The following is a 13720-nucleotide window of genomic DNA, read 5'->3' as shown; positions in this document are numbered from 1 at the left end:
TATCTGTTCATTTTGCCACAAGCTCAGCACGTTCGCCTAATGGGCGCCATGCTATATGGACGTTAAACGCACGATCCGACATATCCACCCAACAGATGAATTTCAGTTATGATTGTGGTGCTTAGCGAAAAAGGAGAAGACATGCTTTCAATCGCCAGACGTACGGCAGCAGGTGCGGCCATTCTACTTATTATGCCGCTGGCCGTATGGGTCTCAGGCTGGATGTGGCAGCCGGGGCAGAACGCCACATGGCTGAAAACATTATACTGGATAACGGAGACGGTCACCCAGCCGTGGGGAATTATCACGCATGTGATCCTTTGCGCCTGGTTTCTGTGGTGTTTGCGCTTTCGTCTGCGTGCGGCGCTGATGCTCTTTGCGATACTGGGTGGGGCGATCCTCATCGGTCAGGGCGTGAAGTCCTGGGTTAAAGATCATGTCCAGGAGCCGCGTCCTTTTGTCGTCTGGCTGGAAAAAGCGCACCATGTTCCGGTGGATGAGTTCTACAATTTAAAACGTAAAGATCGTGGTGCGCTGGTCAAAGAACAGCTTGCGGAACAGCAGGATATCCCGAAGTTCTTACGTAAACACTGGCAAAAAGAGACCGGGTTTGCTTTTCCTTCCGGCCATACTATGTTTGCCGCCAGCTGGGCGTTACTGGGAGTAGGGCTGCTTTGGCCACGGCGACGTACTGTCACGATCGCGATTTTACTGGTCTGGGCCACAGGGGTGATGGGTAGTCGTTTGCTGCTGGGGATGCACTGGCCGCGGGATTTGGTGGTGGCTACGCTGATCTCATGGCTGCTTGTGACGCTGGCAACATGGCTTGCTGAACGCATCTGCGGTCCGTTAACGCCACCGCCTGTCGAGGAAGAAGAGATCGCCGAAAGGGACCAAAGCGACGCCTGATGGTTGATATTCCGTGTTTTGCCCATAAATCCATGACTGGTGCGTCACTTTTTCCGTTTCGCGCCCGTCACTAAAATGGTAGTTTATAAGGCTGATTGCGGTGAGTTGAACACACTTTATTCGCTTGAACCACATAACGGGAAGTAATGTGAAATATTTACTCATTTTCTTACTGGTATTGGCGATTTTTGTCATTTCAGTCACATTGGGTGCACAAAACGATCAACAGGTGACGTTTAACTATCTGCTGGCGCAGGGCGAGTATCGTGTATCGAGCCTTCTGGCGGTTTTATTCGCCGCGGGCTTTGCGATTGGCTGGCTGGTATGCGGTCTTTTCTGGTTGAAAGTTCGTGTTTCACTTGCGCGCGCTGAACGTAAAATTAAACGACTCGAACATCAAATTGCGCCTGCGTCCGACATTCCGGAAAGCTCTGGTGTGCCGGTCGTCAAGGAATAATCGACTATGCTGGAGTTGTTGTTTCTGCTTTTGCCTGTAGCCGCAGCCTATGGCTGGTATATGGGCCGCAGAAGTGCGCAACAAACAAAACAGGATGAGGCTAACCGACTCTCCCGCGACTACGTTGCTGGGGTGAACTTCCTCCTGAGCAATCAACAGGACAAAGCAGTAGACCTGTTCCTCGATATGCTCAAAGAGGATACGGGCACCGTTGAAGCGCATCTCACCCTGGGAAACCTGTTCCGCTCGCGCGGCGAGGTTGACCGCGCCATTCGTATTCACCAGACCCTTATGGAAAGCGCCTCGTTGACCTACGATCAACGCCTGCTGGCGGTACAACAGCTGGGCCGTGATTACATGGCGGCGGGGCTGTACGACCGTGCAGAAGACATGTTCTCGCAGCTGGTGGATGAAACGGATTTCCGCGTCAGTGCCTTGCAGCAGCTGCTGCAGATTTATCAGGCCACCAGTGACTGGCAGAAAGCCATTGATACGGCCGAGCGTCTGGTGAAGCTGGGCAAAGATAAGCAGCGAGTTGAGATAGCCCACTTCTACTGTGAACTGGCCCTTCAGCAAATGGGCAACGACGACATGGACAAAGCCATGGCATTGCTTAAAAAGGGTGCCGCCGCTGACCGTAACAGTGCGCGTATCTCCATCATGATGGGGCGCGTCTTTATGGCGAACGGCGACTATGCCAAAGCTGTAGAGAGCCTGTTGCGGGTTATTGACCAGGATAAAGAGCTGGTCAGTGAAACCCTCGACATGCTGCAAACCTGCTATCAACAACTGGATAAGCAGGATGAATGGGTGGCGTTCCTGCGACGTTGCGTGGAAGAGAACACCGGCGCGACTGCCGAACTGATGCTCTCGGACGTGGTTGAGCAGTATGAGGGCAGTGATACCGCGCAGGTCTATATTACGCGTCAGCTGCAACGTCATCCGACCATGCGGGTTTTCCATAAGCTGATGGACTACCACCTCAACGATGCAGAGGAAGGGCGCGCCAAAGAGAGCCTGATGGTACTGCGCGACATGGTAGGCGAGCAGGTACGAAGCAAACCGCGCTATCGTTGCCAGAAGTGTGGGTTTACGGCGTATACGCTGTACTGGCACTGTCCTTCATGCCGGGCATGGTCGACCATCAAGCCAATCCGAGGCCTTGATGGGCAGTAATTTTTAAAAACGATCTATTTTAGTTACAACATACTGATGGGTTTTCAGAACCCATCGAGTCCGTGCGGTTTGCCGGCCAGGCAGGAGAGTAAATCGATCCTGTCAATTTTCAGCGCTGGCAGGTAGAATGCTCGCCGTTTATCTGTTCCGCGCCGCTGCGCGCCCATAGACGAAAAGGGCTGGTCATGACGTCTGTTACTTCCTCCGCTTCCCGCGTAATTACTGATTCTCCTGTTGTTGTTGCGCTTGATTACAATAAACGTGACGCGGCACTGGCCTTTGTCGACGGTATAGACCCTCGCGACTGCCGTCTGAAAGTTGGCAAAGAGATGTTCACGCTGTTTGGACCGCAAATCGTACGCGACCTGCAACAGCGCGGTTTTGACGTTTTCCTCGACCTTAAATTCCACGATATCCCGAATACTACCGCGCACGCCGTGGCTGCTGCTGCAGAACTGGGGGTATGGATGGTCAATGTGCATGCATCGGGTGGGGCAAGAATGATGACCGCGGCCCGTGAAGCGCTCCTGCCGTTCGGCAGCGACGCACCGTTGCTGATTGCGGTTACCGTGCTGACCAGTATGGATGAGAGTGATTTACACGCTCTCGGCGTGACGTTGTCACCTGCTGAGCATGCAGAGCGTCTCGCGCGCCTGACGAAAAATTGCGGGCTTGATGGTGTCGTTTGTTCCGCGCAGGAAGCCGTGCGTTTCAAATCAGAACTGGGCCAGGCTTTCAAACTTGTTACCCCAGGTATCCGCCCGGCCGGCAGCGAGGCAGGCGATCAGCGTCGCATTATGACGCCTGAACAGGCGCTGGCGGCAGGGGTAGACTATATGGTCATTGGGCGTCCTGTGACGCAGTCTGCTAACCCGTCAGAGACGCTCAAGGCGATCAACGCATCACTGAAAAAGGGGGGGTAATGACTGATTCCAACAGTCGTCTGGTCTACTCAACAGAAAGTGGGCGTATAGACGAACCAAAAGCGAAAGCCGAGCGCCCGAAGGGGGACGGTATTGTTCGTATCCAGCGTCAAACCAGTGGACGCAAAGGTAAGGGCGTATGCCTTATCTCCGGCATTGATCTTGACGACGCGGAACTGGTTAAGCTGGCCGCCGATCTGAAAAAGAAATGTGGCTGCGGTGGTGCCGTGAAAGACGGCATTATCGAAATCCAGGGCGATAAACGTGATTTAATTAAATCCCTGCTCGAAGCCAAAGGCATGAAAGTGAAACTGGCGGGCGGCTAAAATAGATGAGCCACGGCATTTGCCGTGGCTCTTTTTTTTACGTGCGTAAGTCAGACCTGAAATGCGTTCTAATATCGCAGTACCGGTGGAGGCTTATTTAATAATTATTTGCCAACCTGGTGACCGATAATACCACCGACAGCAGCGCCACCTAATGTACCCAGCGTACTACCATCTGTTAATACCGCACCGCCCAGAGCACCAGCACCGGCACCAATTGCGGTGTTGCGGTCACGTTTAGACCAGTTAGAGCAAGCGCTCAGGGACATTGCTACAGTGATTGCCAGAACAGCGGCGGCTAATTTTTTGCTGGTTAAGGTCATAATACTTTCTCCTGAATTATCGATTCACGGAAAGAGCTACGCTTTAAGTATAGACGAATTGAATACCTAAAAACTGTTTTCCGTGAAAGCTGGTCGCGCAGGCGTTACGTAATCACGCAGGTGATAGTCACTTCCTGTTATATCGCTAACATTAATTTTACGACTTTAAGGCGGGTTAAACAGGTAAAAACTCTTAAAGGAGGGTTAGGAATCATCTCAGACAGTAGGGACATAGGCGCCCGACATTCGGGCGCTTAAAGGACTCAGGACGACTTTTTAATAATATTGACGATAAGACCGTCATCTTCCAGTTTAATACGATGTTCATCGCTCAAACGTTCGTCGGTAATTACGCGGCTAAAGCGAGAGACTGGCCCCATGGTATAAGGGTGAACGGCGCCAAATTTTGAGCTATCAGTCAGCACAATGGCCTCACACTCTTTTTCCAGCACCGCATTCACCACATCAGAACGCATCATATCGCGGCCGGTGAAGCCCGTTTCTGGCTGCCAGCCATCAATACCAATAAAGGCCTTACTGAAATGGACCTGCTGAACATACTGGCGGGTCAGGGGGCCAACCATGCTTTCGCTTTTTTTCTGGTAAATGCCGCCCAGCAGGATCACCTCGCAGCGGGTCTCTTTGAGCAGGTGCGCGATATAGCTACTGACCGTGATGATAGTAACATCTTTCTGTTCGGCAAGCGTGCGCGCCAGTAAGGCATTGCTACTGCCGTTTTCGATAAACACCGTCTCGCCATTGTTAACTAAAGACGCGGCAAACTCCGCCAGCTCACGCTTCAGGGCGTAGTTGTTCATCATGCGCGTCTCAACGTCCTCGCTATCGAGCGGGACCGCATACCCATGCGCACGACGCAGGTAGCTCTGTTTCTCCAGCAGGTTAAGATCCTGGCGGATGGTGACTTCTGAAACGCCGGTGGTTTTAGCGAGATCGACTACGCTGACGCGTCCCTGGTCAATGACCATCTGCAAAATGATTTGTTGTCGGGAATTCATAGCATCCAATTAATAAAGCGAAACAGGTTCGAAAACAGCAGGATCAAACTTCCCACGGCGCTTTTGGCTGTCCGTTCTCAGGCGCGTTTTCAGCACCCTTCTGAGCAAGAAGTTCAGACTTCAGGATCTCCAGATTACGGATCGCCGAGTGATAATCGCCTGCCACCAGGATATCCAGCACGGTATCAATACGTTGTGCTACAGCTTGTGCATCAATAGTAGACATAATCTCACCCCAGGTGTGAAAAGGTAATATTTTCAATGATGCAGAAAATGGGATCAAAAGAGAAGGGAAAAAATGCAATAACTAAATTACATAAATGAAAGTGATAAATTTATTCCCCCACATGCTGCGGGCTTAATGAGTGGATTAGTCTAAAACTGCGCGCAAGGCGCTTTTTCTGTGAGGAATTAGACTATGACAGTTATCAACCAGCCTACCTGCACCCTGTTTACCGATACTGAACGTTTCACACAGTTGTCAGCCTACTACGAGGAAGAGCGGCACACCATCTGGATGATGCTGCGGGCGCAACCTCGTCCTTGTTTTAATCATGCGTTAATTGAGGAGATCATGAACCTCTCCTGGCTGGTTCGCCAGTCCGGGTATCTTGTCGATTTTTGGGTAACCGGGTCACTGGTTCCTGAAATGTATAATGCGGGAGGCGATTTACAGTTCTTCGTAGAGTGCATTCAAAATGGACGGCGTGAAGCGTTACGCGCGTATGCACGTGCCTGCGTCGACTGTGTCCACGCAGCGTCGCGGGGGTTTGATACGGGCGCGGTCTCTCTGGCGATGGTTGAAGGCAGTGCGCTAGGCGGTGGGTTTGAGGCTGCGCTGGCACACCATTTTGTTCTCTCTCAGCGCGATGCCCGTCTGGGCTTCCCGGAAATTGCCTTCAACCTGTTCCCGGGCATGGGGGCATATTCGCTGGTCGCACGTCGGGCAGGGATGAAACTGGCGGAAGAACTCATCTACAAGGGGGAGTCGCATACGGCAGAATGGTACGAACAACATGGATTGGTCGATGTGCTGTTTGAGCCCGGGCAGAGCTACGTCTCCGTCAGAACCTTCATCGACACGCTGCGGCCGAAGCTGAACGGGGTAAGGGCGATGTTGCGCGCCCGAACCCGGGTACTGCAACTGCCGCGCAGTGAACTGATGGATATCACGGAAGACTGGGTTGATGCGGCGTTTTGCCTCGAGCCAAAAGATATCGCCTACATGGAGCGTCTGGTGATGCTGCAAAACCGCCATCATGGGGCATTACGCAAAGCCAGTTAACGTTGTTTTCGCGACTGATATCGCTTTAGCCATCGCTCGAATGCGGCAGCGGGCATTGGCTTAGCGAAGAGAAAGCCCTGCCGTTCGTTGACGCCGTTCTTGGTCAGAAAGGCGTCTTCTTTCGCGCTCTCGACCCCTTCAGCAATGACCTGCAGGTTTAAGGCCTGTGCCACCGCGACGATGGCCCGCACCAGAGACTGGGAGATCGATTGTTTATGTATATCCCTGACGAAGGATTGATCGAGTTTAATGGCGTCGATAGGGAACCGCGCCAGCTGCGACAGAGACGAGTAGCCGGTACCGAAATCATCAAGATGAATTTGCGCGCCAAGTTTGCTGAACTGCTGGATCACAGAGAGCGCCAGCTCTTCGTTTTCGATAAGGCAGCTTTCCGTGAGTTCAACGTCGATAGGGCAGTATTCAAAATCCAGATCCTTCAGCGCCTGCTTTAAATCGCTGAAAATGGTCTGGTCGGCCAGCTGACGTGCGGAGACGTTGACCGCCACGCGCAGGTTAATCCCCTTATCGCGCCATTTAGCCACCTGGCGCACCACATCAAGCATCACCCAGCGGCCCAGCGGGACAATCAATCCCGACTCCTCGGCATAAGAGATAAACTCCAGTGGCGGGATCAAACCGCGTTCCGGCGACTGCCAGCGCACCAGCGCTTCAAGACTTCGGATTTCACCCCGCCAGGTAATTTTAGGCTGGTAGTGAATCAGAAGCTGATCGTTATCCAGCGCTTTACGCAGGTTGGTATCCAGCCAGAGATATTCAAATACGCGCTGGTTCATCTCGGGTGAGAAGACGCAGAACTTGCCCCGGCCATTCTCTTTCGCCGTGTACATGGCGGTATCGGCATTACGGATGACGCTTTCCCTGTCGTTACCGTGCTGGGGGGCGAGGGCGATACCGAGCGAGCAACCGGTGTAAATTTCTATCAGGCCGATTCTGAACGGCTGGCGCAGACGGGTTAAGATCCGCGACGCCATGGCTTCCAGAGAGCCCTGAGAGGTATCTGTGGCCATGACAATAAACTCATCACCGCCAAGTCGCGCCAGCACCTGACCGTCATCCAGACAGCTCAGAATGGCCAGAGCGACAGCCTGCAATAGCTGGTCGCCAAACATATGCCCGTAGGCATCGTTGACCTTTTTAAAGTTATCCAGGTCGAGATACACCACGCCTACCTGCGTTTCACCGCGGCTGGCGATGGCATCAGAAATCAGTTCGTGGATCGCATTACGGTTTGGTAAACCGGTAATGGTGTCGGTATTGGCCAGCACGCGCAGACGCTCCTGGGCGCGGCGCTCCTCGGTAATGTCGGTGCCAGAACAGATAAGGAAAATTTCATTTTTGCCGCTGCCGCTATGAACAAACTTGTTTCTGAACAAAAACAGCCGTTGCCCTTTACGCGTTTTGATCCAGCGTTCGACCTCGTAGGAGCTGCCGTTGCGAAAAAAACCGGTGATATTGCGCTTTGAAGCTGCCGCTTCGCTGCGGCTCATAAACAGCTTGAACACGTTCTGACCAATAACTTCTTGTTCTTTCAGACCGGTATATTCTTCACTCAGCCGGTTAAAACGCTGAATATTGCCGTTATGATCGAGAATAACGATGACGGAGTTGGCTTCAGAGACAACCTGTTCAGCAAAAGAGAGGCCCTGAGCCAGGTCACGAGCCACGGAGGGCGTATCGTTCCACGCTGACGCGGTGCCGGCCCATTCATTTCGGGTTATTTTGCGCCCCACAAGATGAACCGGGACATCTTCCCCGTACAACGAGAGCGTCATGGAGATGCTGGAGGTAATGACGGTTAACTGGCGGATGAGTTCGGCTTGTTCATCATCCAGCGCCACCACCTCAGTCACATCGGCATTTTCGCTGGCGGCAAGGTGCAGAGCATTGCTGTCAGCTGTCATTCGCCACCAGGGGCTATGCGTACCCATGTAACGAAACAGCAAATTCTGCTCCAGATCGTCCATCATGTTTTCTCCCGCAGCTGCTCATTAGCGCACAAATTATTCATTTGCCGTCGACTTTTCCGTTGTGAAACAGCGGCAACCCCAAAATGAACGTCGTGTTTTTTCCCGGTTTTCTTATAAAAAACGCGTCTGGCGAAAAAGGGTATTTATTGTATAAAAATTCACGTAACCGAATATAACGGCACTCTTTTACTGTAGATAATTATGGCAATTTTGGGCGGGAAGGCGCTGAAAATAGTACGAAAAAATAATGATTTTGCGGCGGGGGTTCAAAAGAAAAATTGTCGGCGCTTCCCGAAGGGAAACGGCCGACAATTTAAGCGGTTATCAGGCGACCGGTCGCGCGATAACGCTGCGGGTTTCCATGCGAACTTCAGCGATGTTAACGTCAATCACGTCTGTGACTTTGTAAACTGTTTCACCTTTGATTTGCACGGTACCATTCTCCTGGCTGCAGACCAGTTCGTCACGGACGGCATGCAGGAACGGGGCAGGGATAAAGGCGACGGCACCGTTATCCACCAGGCGAACGCGCATACCGCCCCGGCTGATATCAATGATTTCTGCGGCGAAGCGAGTATCTGTACCCGCTTTATCCTGCAGGTAGCGTGCGTACAGCCAGTCTCCCACGTCACGTTCCGCCATACGGTTCAGGCGACGTCGTTCGGCCATCTGCAGGGTGGTGTCATTTTGCGGACGCGCAATGGACTCACCCTTAATGATCGCCTTCAGCAGACGGTGGTTGACCATGTCGCCATACTTACGAATAGGTGACGTCCAGGTCGCGTAGGCTTCCAGGCCGAGGCCAAAGTGTGGACCCGGCTCGGTGCTGATTTCAGCAAAGGACTGGAAGCGACGGATACGGCTGTCGAGGAAACCGGATGGCTGTGCATCCAGCTCGCGGCGCAGCTTACAGAAGCCCTGCAGCGTCAGCACTTCTTCAGGGTCAACGTGCACATCGTGGTTCTTCAGCAGGGCCGCCAGCGCTTCGGTATTGGCCGGATCAAAACCGGTGTGGACGTTGTAAATACCAAAGCCCAGCTTGTCACGCAGGACGCGAGCGGCACAAATGTTGGCAGAAATCATCGCTTCTTCAACAATGCGGTTCGCAATGCGACGCGGTTCGGCCACGATATTCAACACCTCGCCTTTCTCACCCAGCACAAAGCGATAGTCCGGACGATCCTTAAAGACCAGCGCATGGGTTTTACGCCACTCGCCGCGGTTCAGACAAATGCGGTGCAGCAGGCGGATCTGTGCGGCAATCGCGTCTGATTCCGGTTTCCAGGTGCCGGTATTCTCAAGCCAGTCGGAAACATTGTCGTAGGCCAGCTTGGCTTTCGATTCGATGGTTGCGGCAAAAAATTCAATATCGTCTTCGATCGCGCCATCGGCGGCGATGGTCATACGGCAGGCAAGGACCGGACGCACTTCATTTGGACGCAGTGAGCAGAGGTCATCTGACAGTTCGCGCGGCAACATGGGGATGTTGAAGCCCGGCAGGTAGTTAGTGAACGATCGGACTTTTGCCATATCGTCCAGCTTGCTGCCTTCAACGATCCATGCGGTGGGATCGGCAATGGCGACGGTCAAATGCACTTTGCCATCAGCGCTCTCTTCCGCATACAGCGCATCATCCATATCTTCTGTGCTGGCGCTGTCGATAGTGACAAACTCCAGGGCAGTGAGGTCGCGACGCGTCAGGCCTTCGTCCTGCATTTCAGTCGCTACGCCGTCTGGCGCTTCTTTCTCAAGATTATGGCGTGCAAGCGTCACCCACCATGGCACGAAATGGTCGTCGCCAAAGGTGATGAACTGGGTCAGTTCAGCATAAAAGCCACGATCGCCTTTCAGAGGATGACGGCGCATTTCTGCTACGGCCCAGTCACCTTCTTTGAAATCATGCTCAACACCACGGGCGGCGCGGCAAGGAATGGCATCTTTCAGCAGGGGATGATCCGGCACGATAGAAAGACGATCGTCTTTTCGCTGGACCTTACCCACGAAGCGGGTCAGGAACGGTTCGATCAGTTCTTCCGGCTCGGCGGACTCACGTTCCTTTTCGGTATGAATGACGGCCGTAATGCGGTCGCCATGCATCACTTTCTTCATTTGCGGTGGCGGAATGAAGTAGCTTTTCTGCGCATCAACTTCAAGGAAGCCAAAGCCCTTTTCCGTGGCTTTTACGACCCCTTCTGCACGCGGCGTCTGGGAATGCAGTTGCTGTTTAAGCTGCGCTAGCAGCGGGTTGTCCTGAAACATAATGTTCTATTTTCGTAGCCATTGAGCGGCTGACAGTTTTACGCGATTCTCACTGTCACAGCAAGCGGTCTTTGGGTAATTAGTATGGTTATTCCCCTTTGCCAAACGCGACTTTCAGGCGTTCAAGCCAGCCATCCATCGCGCTCCGGGTGAGCAGTTTTATCGCCCGTACCGCAGGCAGTCCTTGTTCAGTGAGCGGGGTGAACTGTGCGGCACTGAAGCGGTCCGGAGAACGCGTCAACAAGTCGATTGCCGCCGAAAGCGCCGGCGAATCAAGAGAAATATCATCATGGCTGTTTACCAGGATTTCACCCGTCAGGTCGAGCAGGATGGGCTCATGGCTGAGTACCGGCGTCAGCGCTTCAAGGGCGGGTTCGGCCTGCCAGCGGGAAAGCGATTCAAGCTGATGCGCGCTGGCATAACGCAGTTCAACGACAGGTAAAAGCGCCACCCAGGACTCAGGAGCGGCTGGCAGCGTGTGCGGCTGAATATGATGGCCGGGCAGCCAGCGTACAGGATGCCCCAGCAGGGCCTGAAAGACGGCCACCACGCGTGCCTGAAAACCGATAAAGCCGATAATCTGATTAATAAGCACCATGTCGTAGGTTGTCAGGCCCACCTCATCAAGCTGCTGCTGTGCTTTATCATCGATGACATCAGGTGAGCTGGCGAGCTGACGGGCGTACTGGGTGATTTGTGCCAGGCGGCGGTTACTTTCGCGTGAGGAGTCAGGGCCGGGAAGCGGGGCGAGGAGGGCGGCATAGTGGTTACACAACCGTTGGACGCCACAGGCCTGCGCGACCGTTAATGCAGTACTCAATCTGTCGTAGGCGCTGAGCGTATGCAGCCGGTTAACGGAGATTGAGAGCGGAAACAACAGGTGGCATAAGGTTCTGGCAGGGGTGAGCCAGCCAGTACAGGCGGCGACAATCTCGTCAGGCAGGGCTAAATCGAGCAAAAAACGATCGTCGACGTTAGCGGCTTCGGGCACCAGAGGCAGAACATCCGTCTGCGCGTGGTTTGACTGGGTTTCGTGGTACCAGTGGCCTTTGCCGGAAAAACGGCGTTGTTCCATGGGCGTTCCTTGATCTCAAAATGGCGATCAATATCCTGGCGTAAGGTAGATGTGGGGAAAAATATTGTTAGGTGATAACAAATAGCTGAACGGAATAACGAAGGGGTCGGGCGGAGGAAGGAAAACTCTCTTCCCGTGAGGGAAGAGAGTCACAGCTTATTTAATTTCCAGCTCGTTCATTGCAGCGATGTTGAAGCCGCCGTCAACGTGAACCACTTCGCCGGAGATACCCGCGGAAAGGTCAGAGCACAGGAACGCTGCAGAGTTACCCACATCTTCAATGGTAACGGTACGACGAATCGGCGTAACCGCTTCGCAGTGCGCCAGCATTTTACGGAAATCTTTGATACCGGAAGCTGCCAGGGTACGGATTGGACCCGCAGAGATAGCGTTCACACGCACACCTTCTGGACCCATCGCGTTCGCCATGTAGCGGACGTTTGCTTCCAGAGACGCTTTAGCCAGACCCATAACGTTGTAGTTAGGGATAGCACGTTCTGCGCCCAGATAGGACAGGGTCAGCAGAGCTGCGCCTGGGTTCAGCATCGCACGGCAAGATTTAGCCATTGCCACGAAGCTGTAGGAGCTGATGTCGTGAGCGATTTTGAAGCCATCACGGGTTACCGCGTTCACGTAGTCGCCGTCCAGCTGATCGCCAGGAGCGAAGCCGATGGAGTGAACGAAACCGTCGAATTTCGGCCATGCTTTTGCCAGTTCAGCAAACATGCCATCGATGCTTTCGTCTTGTGCAACGTCGCATTCCAGAACAAGGCTGGAACCCAGCTGCGCGGCAAACTCTTCTACACGGCCTTTCAGCTTGTCGTTCTGGTAGGTGAACGCCAGCTCAGCGCCTTCGCGATGCATAGCCTGTGCGATGCCGTATGCGATGGACAGTTTGCTGGCAACGCCAGTTACCAGAATGCGCTTACCGGAAAGAAAACCCATAGATTTAATCCTTATATTCATTGCTTATTTTTTGCCTTGTAAATCATAGCATTACAGGCAACATTTCAAAGTCATTCGAAATTAGCTCGAAATTATATCCCACTCAGTGCCCCTTGTGTCACGCTATTTCTCGCTCAAAGCCCGTGACGTATGTCATGGAAGGGGGTGAGCGAACGCGTTATCACGCTGTTTCACAGGCATCCGTCCATTATATCACTGCGCGACCGGTTCGCCTCATCCAACCAGAGGCGGGCGTTTTTGCGCAAAATGATCCGTTCAGTGGATTTTACGTATTACAATCCAGTTAGAGTCAAAACATGAAAGAAATCATTAACAAACACGTTATAGACTGGGTTGAAGATAATATTTTATCTCTGGAGCATATCGATCGGCTGGTCGTAAAAACGGGTTACAGCAGAAGGACGCTCGAAATCTGGTTTAAACACCAATACCACCAGTCGCTGGGTGAGTATATGCTCAGGAGACGAATGAGCTATGCCGCGTCTTTATTAAGGATGACGTCGCTGCCGGTCACCGAAATCGCTCACATTTTTCAGTATCATAGTGGACAGGGTTTTGCCCGCGCGTTTAAGAAATTGACCGGGAAAACACCGTCTCAATATCGAAGCGATGAAATATGGGACTTCCAGCGTTACCATCCTTCACTGTTATTAGAAGGGCTCCGTAAACCTGACGTGAAGATTTGTCGGCTGGCGCGGACGTTTTCCTATAACGATACCCTGACGGAATATGATCATATTTTTAATCCTGCGATACAGGATGTGACCAAAAGACTGAGAAAACTTTTGCTTGATCATCGTGGGGAGGTAAAAGAAATCGCCATCAGGGGACGGCGTCCAGAAGGCCTGGATAAAAGCCGGGAAAACATGGCTGAAGTCATAATTGATTATCTGTCACCGGATAATACGTCGCACCAAAAACAGGAATATCATTTTTCCGGTAAATATGCCGTTATGCGGTAATTAGTTAAGACGTTAATTGTCGGAACGGTTTCTTTTCCTTACGCGACGGTGTCGG

The 13720-nt window shown here is 52.7% G+C and carries 14 protein-coding genes; 7 read left to right on the top strand and 7 right to left on the bottom strand.

What is annotated here, in order from left to right; genetic code table 11:
* The first annotated feature begins 141 nt into the window (after positions 1-141).
* The 5 genes from pgpB (at position 142) to yciH (ending at position 3791) form a co-directional block, all read left to right on the top strand.
* Complete coding sequence (gene pgpB, locus AM379_RS20685; RefSeq protein ID WP_020882442.1) at positions 142-909, top strand: phosphatidylglycerophosphatase B; 768 nt, start codon at positions 142-144, stop codon at positions 907-909.
* 148 nt (positions 910-1057) lie between these two features.
* Positions 1058-1366 carry a LapA family protein gene (locus AM379_RS20675; RefSeq protein WP_013096374.1) on the top strand — a complete coding sequence of 103 codons (309 nt, stop codon included), beginning with the start codon at positions 1058-1060 and terminating at the stop codon, positions 1364-1366.
* Positions 1367-1372: 6 nt separating this feature from the next.
* Positions 1373-2542 (top strand): lipopolysaccharide assembly protein LapB, encoded by a 1170-nt coding sequence (gene lapB, locus AM379_RS20670; RefSeq protein ID WP_014170367.1) that lies wholly within the window; start codon positions 1373-1375, stop codon positions 2540-2542.
* Between the two features lie 185 nt (positions 2543-2727).
* Positions 2728-3465, top strand: coding sequence for an orotidine-5'-phosphate decarboxylase (pyrF, locus tag AM379_RS20665; protein WP_032678289.1), 738 nt, complete (start codon positions 2728-2730; stop codon positions 3463-3465).
* Positions 3465-3791 (top strand): stress response translation initiation inhibitor YciH, encoded by a 327-nt coding sequence (gene yciH, locus AM379_RS20660; protein ID WP_014170365.1) that lies wholly within the window; start codon positions 3465-3467, stop codon positions 3789-3791. The genes pyrF and yciH overlap by 1 nt, the downstream gene beginning before the upstream one ends.
* A gap of 104 nt (positions 3792-3895) precedes the next feature.
* Here the strand turns inward: yciH and osmB are convergent, their stop codons facing one another.
* The 3 genes from osmB to AM379_RS20645 all read right to left on the bottom strand — a co-directional run bounded on the left by osmB (position 3896) and on the right by AM379_RS20645 (position 5356).
* On the bottom strand, positions 3896-4114 hold the full coding sequence (gene osmB, locus AM379_RS20655; protein WP_008501216.1) for an osmotically-inducible lipoprotein OsmB: 219 nt from the start codon (positions 4112-4114) through the stop codon (positions 3896-3898).
* 263 nt (positions 4115-4377) lie between these two features.
* A complete protein-coding gene (yciT, locus tag AM379_RS20650) occupies positions 4378-5130 on the bottom strand; it encodes a DNA-binding transcriptional regulator YciT (protein WP_020882444.1) in 753 nt (250 codons plus the stop codon).
* A gap of 43 nt (positions 5131-5173) precedes the next feature.
* Positions 5174-5356 carry a YciZ family protein gene (locus tag AM379_RS20645; protein ID WP_025204000.1) on the bottom strand — a complete coding sequence of 61 codons (183 nt, stop codon included), beginning with the start codon at positions 5354-5356 and terminating at the stop codon, positions 5174-5176.
* Between the two features lie 192 nt (positions 5357-5548).
* On the opposite strand from AM379_RS20645, the gene AM379_RS20640 reads away from it, so the two are divergent.
* Positions 5549-6415 (top strand): crotonase/enoyl-CoA hydratase family protein, encoded by an 867-nt coding sequence (locus AM379_RS20640; RefSeq protein ID WP_014170362.1) that lies wholly within the window; start codon positions 5549-5551, stop codon positions 6413-6415.
* Here the strand turns inward: AM379_RS20640 and pdeR are convergent.
* The 4 genes from pdeR to fabI all read right to left on the bottom strand — a co-directional run bounded on the left by pdeR (position 6412) and on the right by fabI (position 12682).
* Positions 6412-8403 (bottom strand): cyclic di-GMP phosphodiesterase, encoded by a 1992-nt coding sequence (pdeR, locus tag AM379_RS20635; RefSeq protein WP_025204002.1) that lies wholly within the window; start codon positions 8401-8403, stop codon positions 6412-6414. The two genes, AM379_RS20640 and pdeR, sit on opposite strands and share 4 nt — an antisense overlap.
* Positions 8404-8727: 324 nt before the next feature.
* Positions 8728-10662: an exoribonuclease II gene (locus AM379_RS20630; protein WP_032678288.1), complete on the bottom strand. Its 1935-nt coding sequence runs from the start codon at positions 10660-10662 to the stop codon at positions 8728-8730.
* Between the two features lie 88 nt (positions 10663-10750).
* Positions 10751-11737, bottom strand: coding sequence for a CMD domain-containing protein (locus AM379_RS20625; RefSeq protein ID WP_014170359.1), 987 nt, complete (start codon positions 11735-11737; stop codon positions 10751-10753).
* 156 nt (positions 11738-11893) lie between these two features.
* On the bottom strand, positions 11894-12682 hold the full coding sequence (gene fabI / locus AM379_RS20620) for an enoyl-ACP reductase FabI (protein ID WP_020882447.1): 789 nt from the start codon (positions 12680-12682) through the stop codon (positions 11894-11896).
* Positions 12683-12999: 317 nt separating this feature from the next.
* Here fabI and AM379_RS20615 point away from each other — a divergent pair, with 317 nt between their 5' ends.
* A complete protein-coding gene (locus tag AM379_RS20615) occupies positions 13000-13665 on the top strand; it encodes a helix-turn-helix transcriptional regulator (RefSeq protein WP_236900306.1) in 666 nt (221 codons plus the stop codon).
* Positions 13666-13720 lie beyond the last annotated feature (55 nt).

It is taken from the genome of Enterobacter cloacae complex sp. FDA-CDC-AR_0132, assembly GCF_003010695.1.
In the GTDB taxonomy this organism is placed as follows: Bacteria; Pseudomonadota; Gammaproteobacteria; order Enterobacterales; family Enterobacteriaceae; genus Enterobacter; species Enterobacter ludwigii.
This window is presented reverse-complemented; position numbering and strand designations above follow the sequence as displayed.

Coding starts and splice junctions, on each gene's coding strand:
- AM379_RS20640 (WP_014170362.1), top strand. CDS start 5,549: ATGACAGTTATCAACCAGCCTACCTGCACCCTGTTTACCGATACTGAA.
- AM379_RS20630 (WP_032678288.1), bottom strand. CDS start 10,662: ATGTTTCAGGACAACCCGCTGCTAGCGCAGCTTAAACAGCAACTGCAT.
- osmB (WP_008501216.1), bottom strand. CDS start 4,114: ATGACCTTAACCAGCAAAAAATTAGCCGCCGCTGTTCTGGCAATCACT.
- AM379_RS20615 (WP_236900306.1), top strand. CDS start 13,000: ATGAAAGAAATCATTAACAAACACGTTATAGACTGGGTTGAAGATAAT.
- pdeR (WP_025204002.1), bottom strand. CDS start 8,403: ATGATGGACGATCTGGAGCAGAATTTGCTGTTTCGTTACATGGGTACG.
- lapB (WP_014170367.1), top strand. CDS start 1,373: ATGCTGGAGTTGTTGTTTCTGCTTTTGCCTGTAGCCGCAGCCTATGGC.
- pyrF (WP_032678289.1), top strand. CDS start 2,728: ATGACGTCTGTTACTTCCTCCGCTTCCCGCGTAATTACTGATTCTCCT.
- yciT (WP_020882444.1), bottom strand. CDS start 5,130: ATGAATTCCCGACAACAAATCATTTTGCAGATGGTCATTGACCAGGGA.
- pgpB (WP_020882442.1), top strand. CDS start 142: ATGCTTTCAATCGCCAGACGTACGGCAGCAGGTGCGGCCATTCTACTT.
- yciH (WP_014170365.1), top strand. CDS start 3,465: ATGACTGATTCCAACAGTCGTCTGGTCTACTCAACAGAAAGTGGGCGT.
- AM379_RS20645 (WP_025204000.1), bottom strand. CDS start 5,356: ATGTCTACTATTGATGCACAAGCTGTAGCACAACGTATTGATACCGTG.
- fabI (WP_020882447.1), bottom strand. CDS start 12,682: ATGGGTTTTCTTTCCGGTAAGCGCATTCTGGTAACTGGCGTTGCCAGC.
- AM379_RS20625 (WP_014170359.1), bottom strand. CDS start 11,737: ATGGAACAACGCCGTTTTTCCGGCAAAGGCCACTGGTACCACGAAACC.